Annotated in this window: 8 protein-coding genes and 2 riboswitches; of the genes, 1 reads left to right on the top strand and 7 read right to left on the bottom strand. The window is 36.2% G+C overall.

What is annotated here, in order from left to right:
• Positions 1–10: 10 nt before the first annotated feature.
• From prpB to metE, 5 genes are all read right to left on the bottom strand, one after another.
• Positions 11–928 (bottom strand): methylisocitrate lyase, encoded by a 918-nt coding sequence (gene prpB / locus ACFXN8_RS03360; protein ID WP_386842778.1) that lies wholly within the window; start codon positions 926–928, stop codon positions 11–13.
• A 22-nt stretch (positions 929–950) separates the two neighbouring features.
• On the bottom strand, positions 951–2,384 hold the full coding sequence (prpD, locus tag ACFXN8_RS03355; protein ID WP_386842776.1) for a 2-methylcitrate dehydratase: 1,434 nt from the start codon (positions 2,382–2,384) through the stop codon (positions 951–953).
• 98 nt (positions 2,385–2,482) lie between these two features.
• Positions 2,483–3,604 carry a citrate synthase gene (mmgD, locus tag ACFXN8_RS03350; protein WP_386842774.1) on the bottom strand — a complete coding sequence of 374 codons (1,122 nt, stop codon included), beginning with the start codon at positions 3,602–3,604 and terminating at the stop codon, positions 2,483–2,485.
• Positions 3,605–3,795: 191 nt separating this feature from the next.
• Positions 3,796–3,990: riboswitch (cobalamin riboswitch) on the bottom strand.
• Positions 3,991–5,236: 1,246 nt separating this feature from the next.
• Positions 5,237–5,758, bottom strand: coding sequence for a GNAT family N-acetyltransferase (locus tag ACFXN8_RS03345; RefSeq protein WP_386842772.1), 522 nt, complete (start codon positions 5,756–5,758; stop codon positions 5,237–5,239).
• A gap of 300 nt (positions 5,759–6,058) precedes the next feature.
• The gene (gene metE / locus ACFXN8_RS03340; protein ID WP_386842770.1) at positions 6,059–8,356 is read right to left on the bottom strand and encodes a 5-methyltetrahydropteroyltriglutamate--homocysteine S-methyltransferase; all 2,298 of its coding nucleotides are present in this window, start codon (positions 8,354–8,356) and stop codon (positions 6,059–6,061) included.
• A gap of 175 nt (positions 8,357–8,531) precedes the next feature.
• Positions 8,532–8,710: riboswitch (cobalamin riboswitch) on the bottom strand.
• 638 nt (positions 8,711–9,348) lie between these two features.
• Between metE and ACFXN8_RS03335 the strand changes: the two genes are divergently transcribed.
• Positions 9,349–9,453: a YjcZ family sporulation protein gene (locus ACFXN8_RS03335; RefSeq protein WP_376070147.1), complete on the top strand. Its 105-nt coding sequence runs from the start codon at positions 9,349–9,351 to the stop codon at positions 9,451–9,453.
• A 296-nt stretch (positions 9,454–9,749) separates the two neighbouring features.
• On the opposite strand, the gene ACFXN8_RS03330 is transcribed toward ACFXN8_RS03335, so the two are convergent.
• Both ACFXN8_RS03330 and ACFXN8_RS03325 read right to left on the bottom strand, forming a co-directional pair.
• Positions 9,750–10,460 (bottom strand): Dph6-related ATP pyrophosphatase, encoded by a 711-nt coding sequence (locus tag ACFXN8_RS03330; protein ID WP_386842767.1) that lies wholly within the window; start codon positions 10,458–10,460, stop codon positions 9,750–9,752.
• Positions 10,461–10,570: 110 nt separating this feature from the next.
• On the bottom strand, positions 10,571–13,744 hold the full coding sequence (locus ACFXN8_RS03325; protein WP_386842765.1) for an ATP-binding cassette domain-containing protein: 3,174 nt from the start codon (positions 13,742–13,744) through the stop codon (positions 10,571–10,573).
• Positions 13,745–13,938: the final 194 nt, after the last annotated feature.

Genomic DNA, 13,938 nt, shown 5'->3' with positions numbered 1-13,938 from the left:
TAAATGCGGGTTATCCCTTTATTTCCTCTTTAGGTAAGATGGTTTTAGCTAGCTCAGTATCTAAATCTTCGAATCTATAATAAGAAATAGCTTCATATAATTCTTTTCTAGATTGCATATCCTCAATAGCATCTTTTTGGGTTCCTGTATTTTTTATCAAATCAAATACACGTTCATATGCTTTTGCTGCTACTCTCATTGATGTAACAGGATAAATGACCATAGCATAGCCCATTTTTTCAAACTCTTTCGCTGTATAATAAGGCGTTTGACCAAATTCGGTCATATTTGCTAATAACGGAGCTTCTACATCACTTGCAAATTGTTTAAACTCTTTTTCATTTTGTAGGGCTTCTGGAAAAATAGCATCCGCCCCAGCGTTTACATAGGCTTTTGCTCGTGTAATCCCCTGTTCTAAACTTTCTACAGATCTTGCATCTGTACGAGCTATAATTACTAATGAGGGTGCAATTTGTTTAATCATTTTTATTTTTTGAACCATCTCATCAAGAAAAATAAGTGTTTTTCCATTCAAATGTCCACATTTTTTCGGTAAATTTTGATCTTCTAACTGCACGGCAGCAACCCCTGCCTCTACCATTTCGCGAGCTGTACGTGCAACATTTAATACACCACCAAAACCAGTATCAATATCTACTAGCATAGGCAAATTTGTAGCTCGAATAATGTCTTTAGCACGATTTGCTACTTCATTCGAATAAATCATACCTAAATCAGGTAAGCCTCTACTCGCTGTGTAGGCAGCTCCGGATAAATATAGTGCCTCAAAGCCTACTTTTTTGGCCATTATGCCAGCCATTGCATCGTGTGCACCTGGTATTTGTAAAATATCTTTACGAACAATAAAAGCTCTAAATTGTTCAGCTAATTTTTCTTGTGAAATAGCTTCATTGACAATCCATGCCATCTATAAAACCTCCCATCTATTATTAAACGAATAAATCTACAAATTCATGAACATAGCTATTTTCAATAAGCTCTTTATTAGAACAGATTTGATTTATTTTATTTAATTGTTTTTGTGAAAAATGTGTACTCATATTTTGTTGGAATTTATCAATGATTTTAGGGAATGCTTCATCACGACGGAAACGATGTCCTAATGGATATTCACACTCTACTAATTCTGATGATGTCCCATCTTTATAATAAACTTGAACAGCGTTGGCGATAGAGCGCTTCTCTGGATCTAAGTAATCGATTGTATATTGTGATTCTTCAACAACAACCATTTTATTTCTTAGGTCATCTATGCGTGGATCTGCTGCCACGTCATCTTCATAATGGTCTGCAATAATATCACCATAGATCAGCCCAATTGCTGTAATGTATTGAATACAATGATCACGGTCAGCTGGATTATTCAGTGGGCCCTCTTTATCGATGATGCGAATAGCTGATTCATGTGTCGTAATGACAACTTTTTCAATATCATCTAAACGATTTTTCACTTCATGATGTAAATGCACTGCGCATTCTGCAGCAGTTTGCGCATGAAATTCAGCTGGGAAAGAAACTTTGAAAAGAACATTCTCCATAACATAAGAAGCAAGCGGCCTTGCCAGCTTTAATTCTTTTTTATTAAAGAGCACGTCTTGGAAGCCCCAGCCTGGTGCTGATAAGGCAGTTGCATAACCCATTTCACCTTTTACAGCCATCATGGCTAATTGCACGGCCCTACTTGTCGCATCTCCTGCTGCCCATGATTTTCTTGATCCTGTATTCGGGGCATGGCGGTATGTTCGTAAACTTGAATTATCAATCCAAGCATTTGATAATGCATTGATAATTTCTTGACGCGTTCCACCTAATGCCTTTGTCACAACCGCTGTTGTCGCAATTTTGACATATAATACGTGATCTAAACCAACCCGATTCAGACTATTTTCTAGTGCTAGTACACCTTGAATTTCATGGGCTTTAATCATCATTTCTAAAACCTCTTTTATTTTAAGAGGCTCTTTACCTTCAGCAATACGTACACGACTCAAGTAATCCGCTACTGCTAATATGCCACCTAGATTATCAGAAGGGTGTCCCCATTCAGCCGCAAGCCATGTGTCATTGTAATCTAACCAGCGAATCATACAACCAATATTGAAAGCGCCTTTCACTGGATCGAGGACATAGGAAGTTCCTGGAACACGTGTACCATTTGGAACAACCGTACCCGGTACAACTGGTCCAAGAAGTTTCGTACATTCTGGATACTGTAAAGCCAAAATGCCACAGCCTAAAGTATCTAATAAAACATAGCGTGCCGTTTCGTATGCTTCTTCACTTGTAATCGTTGTATTTAATACGTATTCGGCAATATCAGTTAGTAATTGATCTGTTTTAGATAGTTCATTTGTTTTAATCATCTATATCTTCCTTTCAATGCATGAATTTGCTATACTAGTACGCTGATGGACATTGGTCAGAATGCCCATCAGCTCTATGGCGAGTTGTTAAAATTTGATTATACCGATAATTCTTCAAGGTTATGACGCTCGCCAATATAATTGACACGAGGTCTAAATAATCTATTATTGTCATGCTGCTCAATTACATGAGCACATAAGCCGATCGTTCGTGAGCCAAAGAAGATTGGTGTATATATTTCAATCGGCAAACCAAGCTTGTAGTACACTGGTGCCGCATAATAATCTAAATTTGGATACAATCCTTTTTCCTGTACCACCACTTTTTCACCAGCTTCACACATGTGATATAAGCGATCATCTCCTTGCTCCAAACATAATTTGTATAAAGCCTCTTTCATAATTTGCGCTCTTGGGTCCATCTTTTTCATATATACACGATGGCCAAAGCCCATAATCTTTTCTTTATTTTGTAGTTTATTTTTCAGCAATGTTTCAAAGCCTTCTACTGTTTTGGCTTCAAGAAGCATATACATCACTGCCTCGTTTGCACCACCATGTAAATTACCTTTCAATGATGCGACAGCCCCAGTTAAAGCACCATACAAATCAGATTGTGTAGAGGCAATAACACGAGCCGTAAAAGTTGAATTTGGCATCTCATGTTCACTATATAAAACAAGTGATTGATCAAAAATTTCTTCTTCTAACGCAGTTGGTTTTCTTCCAGTAATCATGTAATAAAAATTGGCACTATAGGAAAGCTTGTTATCAGGCTCCACAGCATCTTGACCATTTAATACACGATAACTATTCGCTACAATATTTGGCATACCACCTAAAAGTCTATATGCTCTCGCCAAATTCATTTCAGTAGAACGATCATTAATATGCTGATCATAGCCTGCTAAAACAGAAATCCCTGTTCTAAGTCCATCCATAGCATGTGTCCCATTGGGTAATAACTTGAAAATTTGAAAAATTTCAAGTGGAACCTGATAATTAGATTTCAACTTGTCCTGTAAGTCATTTCGTTGCTCGGTAATTGGTATTTCCCCTTGTAACAATAAGTAGACAATGTCTAAATACGAATATCTCTGTGATAATTCAATCAAATCATACCCTCGAATAACAATTTGACTTCCTACAGTGTCTAAAAAAGATAGCTTTGTTTCAGCAGCAATGATTCCGTCAAGACCTGGTGAATAATTTAACTCCATTCATTACAACCCCTTTGTTTAATTATTCTTGTAAGCGTTACCATTCAAACACGAAAGAACAACAAAAAAACAACTTCTACCCCTTTAGAAGTTGTTAATCTACAAAAGCATGACAGAGCAAAGAAACAGTGAATTACATGAATTCACAAAGATCATGCAGTAGCTAACACCTCCCTATCCTCGTAGGTCAATTGATGCTTACATTAGTGGCAGGTCTCCTGACTTATGATCAACGCTACAATAACACCTTCCCATTTTGACAACCAAAACAGTGGCCTTGTTATTGAACTCCTAAATACAGTTGCGGGACAGTGTTGGACTCTCACCAACTTCCCTTTTAATCAAATGGAACCAAATCCATTTGAACCGCCAAAATTTAGCGTATTCAATTTGTCTATTAACCTTATCATAGTGATTCAAAAACAATCAATATAGGTGAAATTCAGAAAAGACAAATTACAAGAAACTATTTTTCGTTTTTAATGAACTATTCTACAGTTTTTAGCACTATTTCGCATAAAAAAAGATTGTAAAACGGAAAAGGTAATTATTCACATGAAGAGAAAAGGTTTTATTTAGTAGGGGCGAACTCTTTTTATGAAAAACTTTAATAGGAATAGGATATATGTTGTGCAGAAAATCTATAACATTTATATGAGCCAACAACTGCGTTGGAAACGGTCAATCGAAAACAAGTATGAAAGAGCCAACTATTATTCTTGTTACCTATGATTTAGGTGATTCATAGACCATTTCTTGTGTTATCATTTGATTTGGTAACTCCCTTTACATAATCAGCGCTTGTATAACCTGTAAATAAACGGAAAGTCAAAATAAGCATGAAGAAAGGAATAAAATAGTTTGTTAATCTCATTATCTGTCATTCGTGATACAAAATAAAAAATCTACAGACAGATTGAAAGAAAGCATAAGAAAACCTTATTCTAAAAGAATAAAGAAAGAAAACTTATAATAAATATTCATCCCTCTCCTTCCCAAGTATGGTATTTGAAACAAAACTCCTCGCAACGGCTACGGGACAGCTTGGAACTACCCCCATTTTCCTTTTAATTGAGTGAAAGACCTTTCACTCAAACTTGAAAAGAATGCTATGAAAATAGACTAAGATTAACATGCTCAATTGATCAAGCCAGTTTTATTTTTGGAATATAATAATGTTACGTAAAATAATGATAAATATAAAAAGGCCAGGGAGCTATAGCCCTGGCCATTCGTTTAACTTCTTTCAGTGGATGCCAAAGAATCGGCTTTATGCAAGCGCAAAGCCGATCCGAGGCATAATTGATTTTCTTTTTTATTTTTCTGAGATGTTGGTTTGGAATAAAGTTTGATCTAAAATATCCCCAAAATCCATATTTAAAGTTAAATGATAAGAACTCGCTTTGAAAAATGATTGATCAAAACGGGTTAATTCTTTGTGAAATACTATGCGATTTTTATAATAAAGTTTGATCATTTTCTACCTAGTAATTCTAAAACAATCGCGCCCGATTGCGGTATAAATATTATATTTTTGCTAAGACAGAGTTAACAAAATCGTTTTTTTCTTCTGGATATTTGTGTTTATTATGGGTCGAGACGTTGAAAGCTTACATTTCTTTTAGAGAGATCCTATTCTACTATGGATTCTGTTATTTTCTCATCTAGATTTTTAATCGCCAACATCGAATTATCCTGAATGATGCCTGTATCTACAAAACCAAATGAAGCGTATAATGTTTTAGCTTTGACATTACTTGTTCTATAAAAGAGGGCTACATATTCTGCTTCCCCATATGGCATATTTTCAATATCCATCAACATTTTTTCAAAGGCAAGTTTGCCATATCCTTTCCCCTGGTAACTCTTTTCAATCATAATATGCCATATAAAATAGCTCTTCTTCCCGTAAAAAATTTCGTTTTCAAATGATTCATGATCCAACGTATCATAAATATACATCAAAAATCCAACCGCAACTCCATCGGCATAAACGGCAATGGGAGTCGCTGGTATCCCATCTGCGTTCAACATATGAGCGTCTGCAAAGCTTCTGAGATTAGTAGTTTCTATAAAGTCTTTCTGGTTTTCTCCAACTTCAAGTGCTATTACTTCATCTATGTTATCCCCGGTTATTTTTCGTAATTCAATCATTTTTTTATCTCCTCTCCTAAGACAAGCCACTTTCACACATGACCTAAAACATTCCAAATATCATTTCCATAATTCCCGAAATAGGGTACACAAAATATTCACCAATGCTAACTCTTTTTCCCCTGTGATTTCTAATCCTTGTTCCGCAAAATGGCCCGTTTGTTGAATTGTCATAATTCATCTTGTCAATGCAATTGTATAAAACCTTTTTACAAATTATCGGACTTTATTACAAATGATCAATCTTTATTTTAAATCTACAGGAGAGAAGATGTAGTAAATGTACAAAATAATTTATCGTTATCTTGTTATTGATTGCTTAACTTCCTTGCGCAAAGATTTAGTTGCTTCCACCATGTTTGCCAAAGCGGCAATTGTTTCAGTTTCTTTTCTCGTTTTTAAGCCGCAGTCAGGATTTACCCAAAATTGATTGCTTTCAAGAACTTGTAAACTATCTCTCATAATACCGAGTATTTCTTCCTCACCCGGTACACGAGGACTATGAATGTCATATACGCCTAATCCAATTCCTTTTTTATAAGGGTTTACTTGAAGTGAAGAGATAAGCTCACCATGGCTTCGAGATGTTTCAATTGAAATAACGTCCGCATCTAGTGCACTAATTGGTTCTATGAAATCGTTAAATTCACAGTAACACATATGTGTATGGATTTGTGTTTCATTTTTCACACTAGATGTGGCAAGTTTAAAGGCATTTACTGCCCAATCTAAGTATGCCCCCCAGTCTTCTTTTCGGAGCGGTAAACCTTCTCGCAGGGCTGGCTCATCCACTTGAACAATGGAAATACCTGCGTTTTCCAGTGCTTCAACCTCTTTGCGAAGTGCTAGTGCAATTTGATAAGCAACATCTTTTCGTGAAAGATCGTCTCGCACAAATGACCAATTTAAAATGGTCACAGGGCCTGTCAGCATTCCCTTCACAAAACGCTTTGTTAAACTTTGAGCATAAGCCGACTCTTTCACTGTTATTGGTGCTGCCCAAGCGACATCTCCATAAATAATAGGAGGCTTCACGCAACGTGAACCATAGGATACAACCCACGCTTTTTCCGTAAATGCAAAACCGGTAAGTTTTTCACCGAAATATTCTACCATGTCAGTGCGTTCAAATTCACCATGGACAAGTACATCAATATCTAGTTCTTCTTGAATGTCAATCCAGCGTTTTGTTTCCAGTTCAATAAATGCTTCGTATGCTTCGTTCGATAATTGTTTTTTTCTCCATGCATTTCGATTCCTTTTGACCTCATCAGATTGAGGGAAACTTCCTATTGTTGTCGTTGGGAATAGCGGTAACCCTAAAGCTTGCTGTTGAATCTTTTGGCGGTGACTAAAATCACTATGTCGTTCAAAATCTTGAATTGTCACTGTTTGAACTGCCTGATGGATCACCTGGTTTTGACGAATTGGATGATTTTTTAGGGCTTCAATCGCCTTCATACTTTCTGATAAGTTATGAATCGTGCTACCATCTTTGTCTCGTCTAAATTTAGTTACCTCAACGATTTCTACGATTTTTTCATCAGCGAAGGAAAGTGCATTTTTTAGAACAGGATCGAGCTTATTTTCAAGAGAGGTCGTTATTGGTACGTGTTGTAGGTTGCTAGATGGTTGAATCCATAATGCTACAGCATTACTTAGTGTTTCAATTGCCTGAATCGTAGAGTTTACCTCTGCTAGGTTTGAACGCCAAATATCACGGCCATTAACAACACCAATCGCTAATACTTTATCTTTAGGAAAACCAAATTGACGAAGCGATCCCATATTCCCTTTATAGCCATGGACGAAATCTAAACCAAAACCTTGAACAGGGAGTGCCATTATTGCTTCATAAGAGGTTAATGCTTCAAAGTATGTTTGAAGCATTATTTTCGCCTCTGGCACTGCTCCAGCTAGTTGTGCGTATATTTCTTGTACAAGCTTTATTTCTGTCTCATCTAATGTAGTTACAAGGGATGGCTCTTCTAGTTGAATCCAATTGGCACCTGCATTCACTAATTCTTTCAACACTTGGGCATAGAGTGGTAGTATGGCCAGTAAATATTCAACTTGTGTTACCTTGTTATAACCTTTCGTTAGTTTGCAAAATGTATAAGGACCAATTAATGTCGGCTTTGCGATAATGCCGTATGCTTCTTTAGCCTCTAAAAAATCTGCTAAAACTTTGTTTTCCGTTATTTGTAATGTTTGTTCTTCAAATTCTGGCACAATATAATGATAGTTTGTATTAAACCATTTTGTCATTTCACTGGCCACTGCTGTTTTGTTCCCACGTGCTATGCTGTAATAGGTATGTAAATCTACCTTTCCACCTTGCCAGTTAAAACGCTTAGGTACTAAACCAAACATCACGGCTGTATCTAACATTCTATCGTAATAAGTGAAGTCTCCAACTGTTACCATATCTATGCCCAGTTGAAGCTGTTTTTCTAACCTAGATAATCGGATATTCTTTATTTTTACTTGAAAATCTACTTCAGAAAGTTCATGTCGCCAAAATGCTTCTAATGCTTTTTTCCATTCACGATCTTCCCCAATGTATGGGTAGCCAATTAGTGTACTTGTATAAGTCATTTCAATCACCCTTTCAGAAATAATAAAAAGCCATTCTCCTTCTAGGAAAATGGCTGCATGTTAAATTTGTCAATGAAAAAACAATACGAAGAAGTGTATACTTCCGCATAGGTCATTCGTTGTCGCACAGTGCCTGAATGGTCACATTTCACCACCTATTTCCACGTAGGTATTTGGTGTGTACTAGAAATTGGCAGGTCTCCTGGCTTTTCATCAACACGTCTCACTGCCTTCCCAGTTTCCCAGTGGCATTTGTGATTTGCTCCGAATTACAGTTGCGGGACAGCGTCGGATTTACACCGACTTCCCTTTTAAGCCAAACTATCATTTGGCACCAACTCTTACACAATATTCAATTATGCTCCTACTATAACATATAGTTCAGAATAGTAGAAATTTTTTCTTAAAAATTTAAAGGATTATACTAGTCATGTTTTAATCAAAAGTCCAATACTTTCTCGATATTTACTTCGTACCTCTATATTTGAGCATAGATAGTATTCCAAGAATCGATCCAATCGCTAATATGGTAAAGACCCATTCCCAACTAATGATTCTCTGAATAATAGGGATGAGATTGATAGAAATTATAGTAACTAGGAAACCAATACACATTTGAAAAGTAAGGGCTGTACGTACATACTCAACTTCAGCTATTTCTGAGACTGCTGCAGAAAACCTTGCATCATAGTATCCCCCTTTAAAATAAGATTGAATAATGTCATTATACAAAAAAAATAGAAAACGAATCCACCTCTTGTTCATATAAAGAGATTAAAAGCGCTGATGCAAACACTATAGTTCCAATCCAGTCGACTTTCGGCGCACCTTTTTGTATTCAATGAATAACTGCCTACCACAACTTTTTCAAAGTTACCCCTTTTATTAAATCTCCGGATATTTAATTTTATTTTTATTTTTTTAGTAGATAAATATCGCAAATCCTTTTAATAACAATTCATATTATAGATATTGAAAGGAGGGAAATTACTATGTCTGAATATTACGGCAGTGGTTCTGGTTCAGCATTTGCGTTAATCGTTGTTCTATTCATTCTATTAATTATTGTCGGCACTAGCTTTATAGGTTTTTATTAATACCAAATACCACCTTTCATGCTCATAACGTATAGGATCATACAAACTAATCCTATACACCTCCCATTGTTAAGGGTCACTTTCCTCCGATGACCCTTTTCATCATTTTCTTATTCTGCGTTATTCCAGACAGTAAGACAATGCATTTATACAGTCGGTAAACGAGATGGCTGGCAACTAAAATGTTCGTCGATAGTACTTAGAACAATGAAGATTTCTTTAAAAACTAAAAACATGGAAGGAACATGCATGCTCATCTCATCATCGTCTGCACTTTAGCGATTGAATTGAATCGATTAACTATCTGAAAGATTTACCTTTTGATCTAGTTCCAAAGGCAAAAAAGCATATTCTCCGCTTCTAATAACATCACATTTACGAACTGGAATAGGTTGTTTAAAGATGGGTCCATCTAATACTGTAGTATGGAATTCTCCACCTTCTCCGCATGGGTCAATCCCTCGGGCTTCAAGCTCTTGCACGTATTCGTGGGTTAACGTTCGCCCTAAATCGTCCTCCCGCATACCTAAAGATAAATTAACAGTAACAATGATTGTAACAAATCCTAGGTTTATGAATTCATCGACAACTTTACGATGATTCATTTCCCATAAAGGCATGCCTAGTTTTAAACGAGCATTCTTTGTAACCTTGTCGTGCCAGCAGCCATGTTCAGGCATATCTAAGTCACCTGTTACTAAAACTTCTGCACCTTGTTTTTTAGCTTTTTCTAAAAGGCTCATAAATACTTTTTCATAATCTGTCCAGCTTGCTGCTGCAGTATAAACTGGTAAACCTATAGAATTAGCTTGAGCACGTATGAGTTCCGGTGGCATTCCGTGAGATCTGGAACGATTCCCTTCTTCCTCCATCATGACAATTAGTCCTATCGCCTCTCCAACCTGCATTGCTTTATATAAAGCTAAGACACTATCTTTTCCTCCGCTAAATGAAGCGATAAATGGATGCCCTTGAGCATTATTTTTCCAGTCCACTAATTCTGTCATTCCTATCTTTCCCCTTTTATTCTACTAACTTTTTTCAAGCTCTTTCTCAGGATAACATAAAAACTCATTTGCATTGATTTTTGCAAATGAGTTTTTGAGGTAGCTTTCTTTTAATAACTATTTGCCACAAGACATTGGTATATCGCCATCATCTCTCGTTTATTTAACTCACGAATTCGATTGAAGATGGGAATATCGGCAACAGCCTCCGTTCGTAAGCTTTCAGCCACAACATCACTTACGTTGCCAGTTAGCCATGTTTGCACATCTACGCCATCGACCATTTCCTTACGCCCTTCATCATTGATGCCACTTTCATAGCAACTTACACATGGTACTGATAATTTATAGACGCCATCATGGAGATTATCTTCTGAAATGACTTTCTTCCCATTACAGAATGGACATTTATGACTTGCTTTTATTTTATTAATTTGTGTAACAATTTTTTTGTAGCCAAATGCTTCATAAACGTACGTTAATTTTTTGTATTTTCCATTCGTGAAATACTGATCAATAATGGCTTCTCTCGTTTCGTCAATATGGGCGAAATCACAGATTGTAATTAGATTTTTGCTGCTTATGGCTTCGATATTATCTTTTATTTTGTCCCAGAATGGTAAAACATTTTGTAGGACGATTTCATATCCAGCAAAGCTTGCGAGTTCTAATTCCAGCATTTTCAACGACACTTGTGTTTCTCTAGGAAGTAAGGAGACATCTTCCGTAAGAGTCATATCGCCGCCTACAATAGCTTTTAATTTTTCAAGCTCTGGTAAGTTCCCTACCGTTTTTATGACCTGATCGATCGGTTGATGAATAATTTCGCGAATATCAGTGTCTCCAAACGTTAGTTTTTTCTTATGGTTTAGCACCGCTCCATGACATATTGGACAGGCAATCATTTCTTTTGATTCTTTCATTTGCTCTTTAATAATTGATTTCGAAATAACGATATAACGTCCAAGGATAAAATTAAAACCTTCCCATTTTTTTGAGGACTTACTTGCTTTATCATAAAATGCTTTTTCCCAATAACCATATAGGAATGTATGTCTTTCTTCTGCTGTCATGTCCTTGTAGCTTTTACTAATATCTTGACCCAGTTCATTTTTAATCTCATCAAACAGGAATTGCAATTTAGGATATTGATAATATTTTAAGACTTCCATCACGTCTGGATGTAATAAGCCATCCCAGAATGGCACTGTTTTGTCTTGAATGACCAAATCAAAATCAAATTTTTCAATTTGCAGGCGGCCAGAACAGCTTGGGCAATGATTTTCTTGACTAAAGAAATCGAAGCTTCTTGTATCTTTATTCTTCGGATGTGCCGCCACCATATGGTTGATGAGGCCACCAATTTCGTATAAAAAACTATACTGACTATACAAATGTCTTTCTAAATCAATAGCGACAACAGGTGCAATTGTTGCGGATTCGTATTCACCATAAATTAAACGAGCCATGGATGATAAGCTTTTTAAAATACCACCTTTATAGATGTTTTCGGCATTTTTAAAATAGCTAATATGATTTCCCTCTAAGTAATGAATGCCATTTTTTGAAGCTAGTGTTGAAGATATATGCAATGAAACATCATTATTTGTACTATTAAGCTGACTAAAATAATCATCATGGCCGACAATATCAAGGTGTCGAACTGGTTCCTGCTGTCTTTTCCCAAAATCAACGATAAAATCAGAGCTATTTATCATATAAGCATTATGTTCAATCATCATAATAGAGACGGATTCATCTTGCAGAATGTCCCTGACACTATCTATGAATTGGTTTAAAATATTTTGCGATAAACCTTTTGAAGGTTCATCAAAAATGAACAGTGTATGAGGGTTTCTAGAGTTCGAAAACAGCTCAGAAACTAAATGAACACATTGAAATTCACCTGTCGATAAGGTTTGTGTTTTTCTTTCCAACGTTAAATAACCGAGCCCAAGTTTGATTAGTAAACTTAAGCGTTTATGAGCGATGTCTTCATTTGGAAGCTCCTCAATAATGTCTTCAATGGAACGTTGGAAAATATCGTCGATTTCGTCGCTGTATTTCGTCATTTTCTTTTTAATATCAAGAAACGTTGCAACCGTTGATCGGCTAGTAATCGATTGGTTGCGGTCTTGTCCTACCATAACTAGTTTATCTTTTGGATAGTGTTTTTGAAAATCCTTAGAGATACACTCATTGACAAGGGTTGATTTCCCACAACCAGACTCACCTGTAACGGTTACGAGTCTATTTTTAGGAATCTGAATGTCAGCCATTTCAATATTACGACAGTAAAGATCATGAAATTGATAATAGTCTGTAGGCATTGCCTGATTTCGTTCCCAATAGACTGGTTCTGGACGTGGTGATACTTCGACAATTTTACCGCCGTATTTCCCACTGCCAGGTCCAAAAAACAGCTGCTCATCTGCTGTATCTAGCACCGTATCAGAATGATCAATAAGCCAAATTTGGTTTTTATAGCCCAATTGTTTAATCTGCTCTAAAATTTTCAACAGCGTTTGGTGATCAAGACCAACAGAAATTTCATCTATAATAATCACCGTATTTTCACTAGCTGCCATAAATTCTGCCAAGTACAGTCGTGTTAATTCCCCACCAGACAAAGTCCCCATAATTCGATTTAACGTTAAGTAACCAATATTCATTTGGATAATATTTGTAAGAATACGTTGTCTTTCTTCGCTAATATTTAATTCCTTTGAAAGGGAGTAAATCGCTTCCATACTTAAATTGTTAATATCGGAAATGCTATGTGGTTGATTCCATAATTCAAGTTTATATTGCCCAACTTCTGGATTATAGCGCTTACCCTCACACTTTTTACATTCGACATTTTTAGTCGTACCACGCCCTTTACAAGCAGGACACCAGCCTAATGCATTATTAAAGGAAAAAACTTCTGGCGAAAGATCAAACCTATCTGCCAGCTTTTCACGAATCTCTTTAAAAACACCTGTATGAGTACCAACCGTTGAACGTGGATTGGTAGAAATGGATGATTTCCCGAGAAAAAGGACTAAAGGCATTTCTTCCATCTTGATGGCACTGAAATTCGTTTCCATAATATTGGGGAATAAATACTGATATTCAGCCTTTGGCAATAAAGAAACGAGCCGCTTCTTGGATTCTTCACCAATTGTTTGACAAAAGGTTGTTTTACCAGATCCGGACAATCCAGCAATTCCTATAGATTGATCTTCCGGTAAGCCGACATCTAAACGGTTTATATTGTTAGCAATTAATTGATTTATTTTCATCGGATATTCTCTCCATTCCATCTAGTATTGTCATGTTAGCACAACTACAACTGGATTTGTTGTGTTTATGACATGCCAATCAATTATGCCTCGGCATAATTGCGTCCGGAATCGGGTGTTTTTTTAGCCACAAAAAAAAATATATGATAACTGTTACAAAACAGCATAGAGTCAGATTAGTATAATAATATATA

It is taken from the genome of Lysinibacillus sp. NPDC059133 (genome assembly GCF_042755925.1).
Lineage (GTDB): Bacteria > Bacillota > Bacilli > Bacillales_A > Planococcaceae > Lysinibacillus.
The sequence above is the reverse complement of the archived record's forward strand: the minus strand, read 5'-3'. Positions and strand labels throughout refer to the sequence as shown.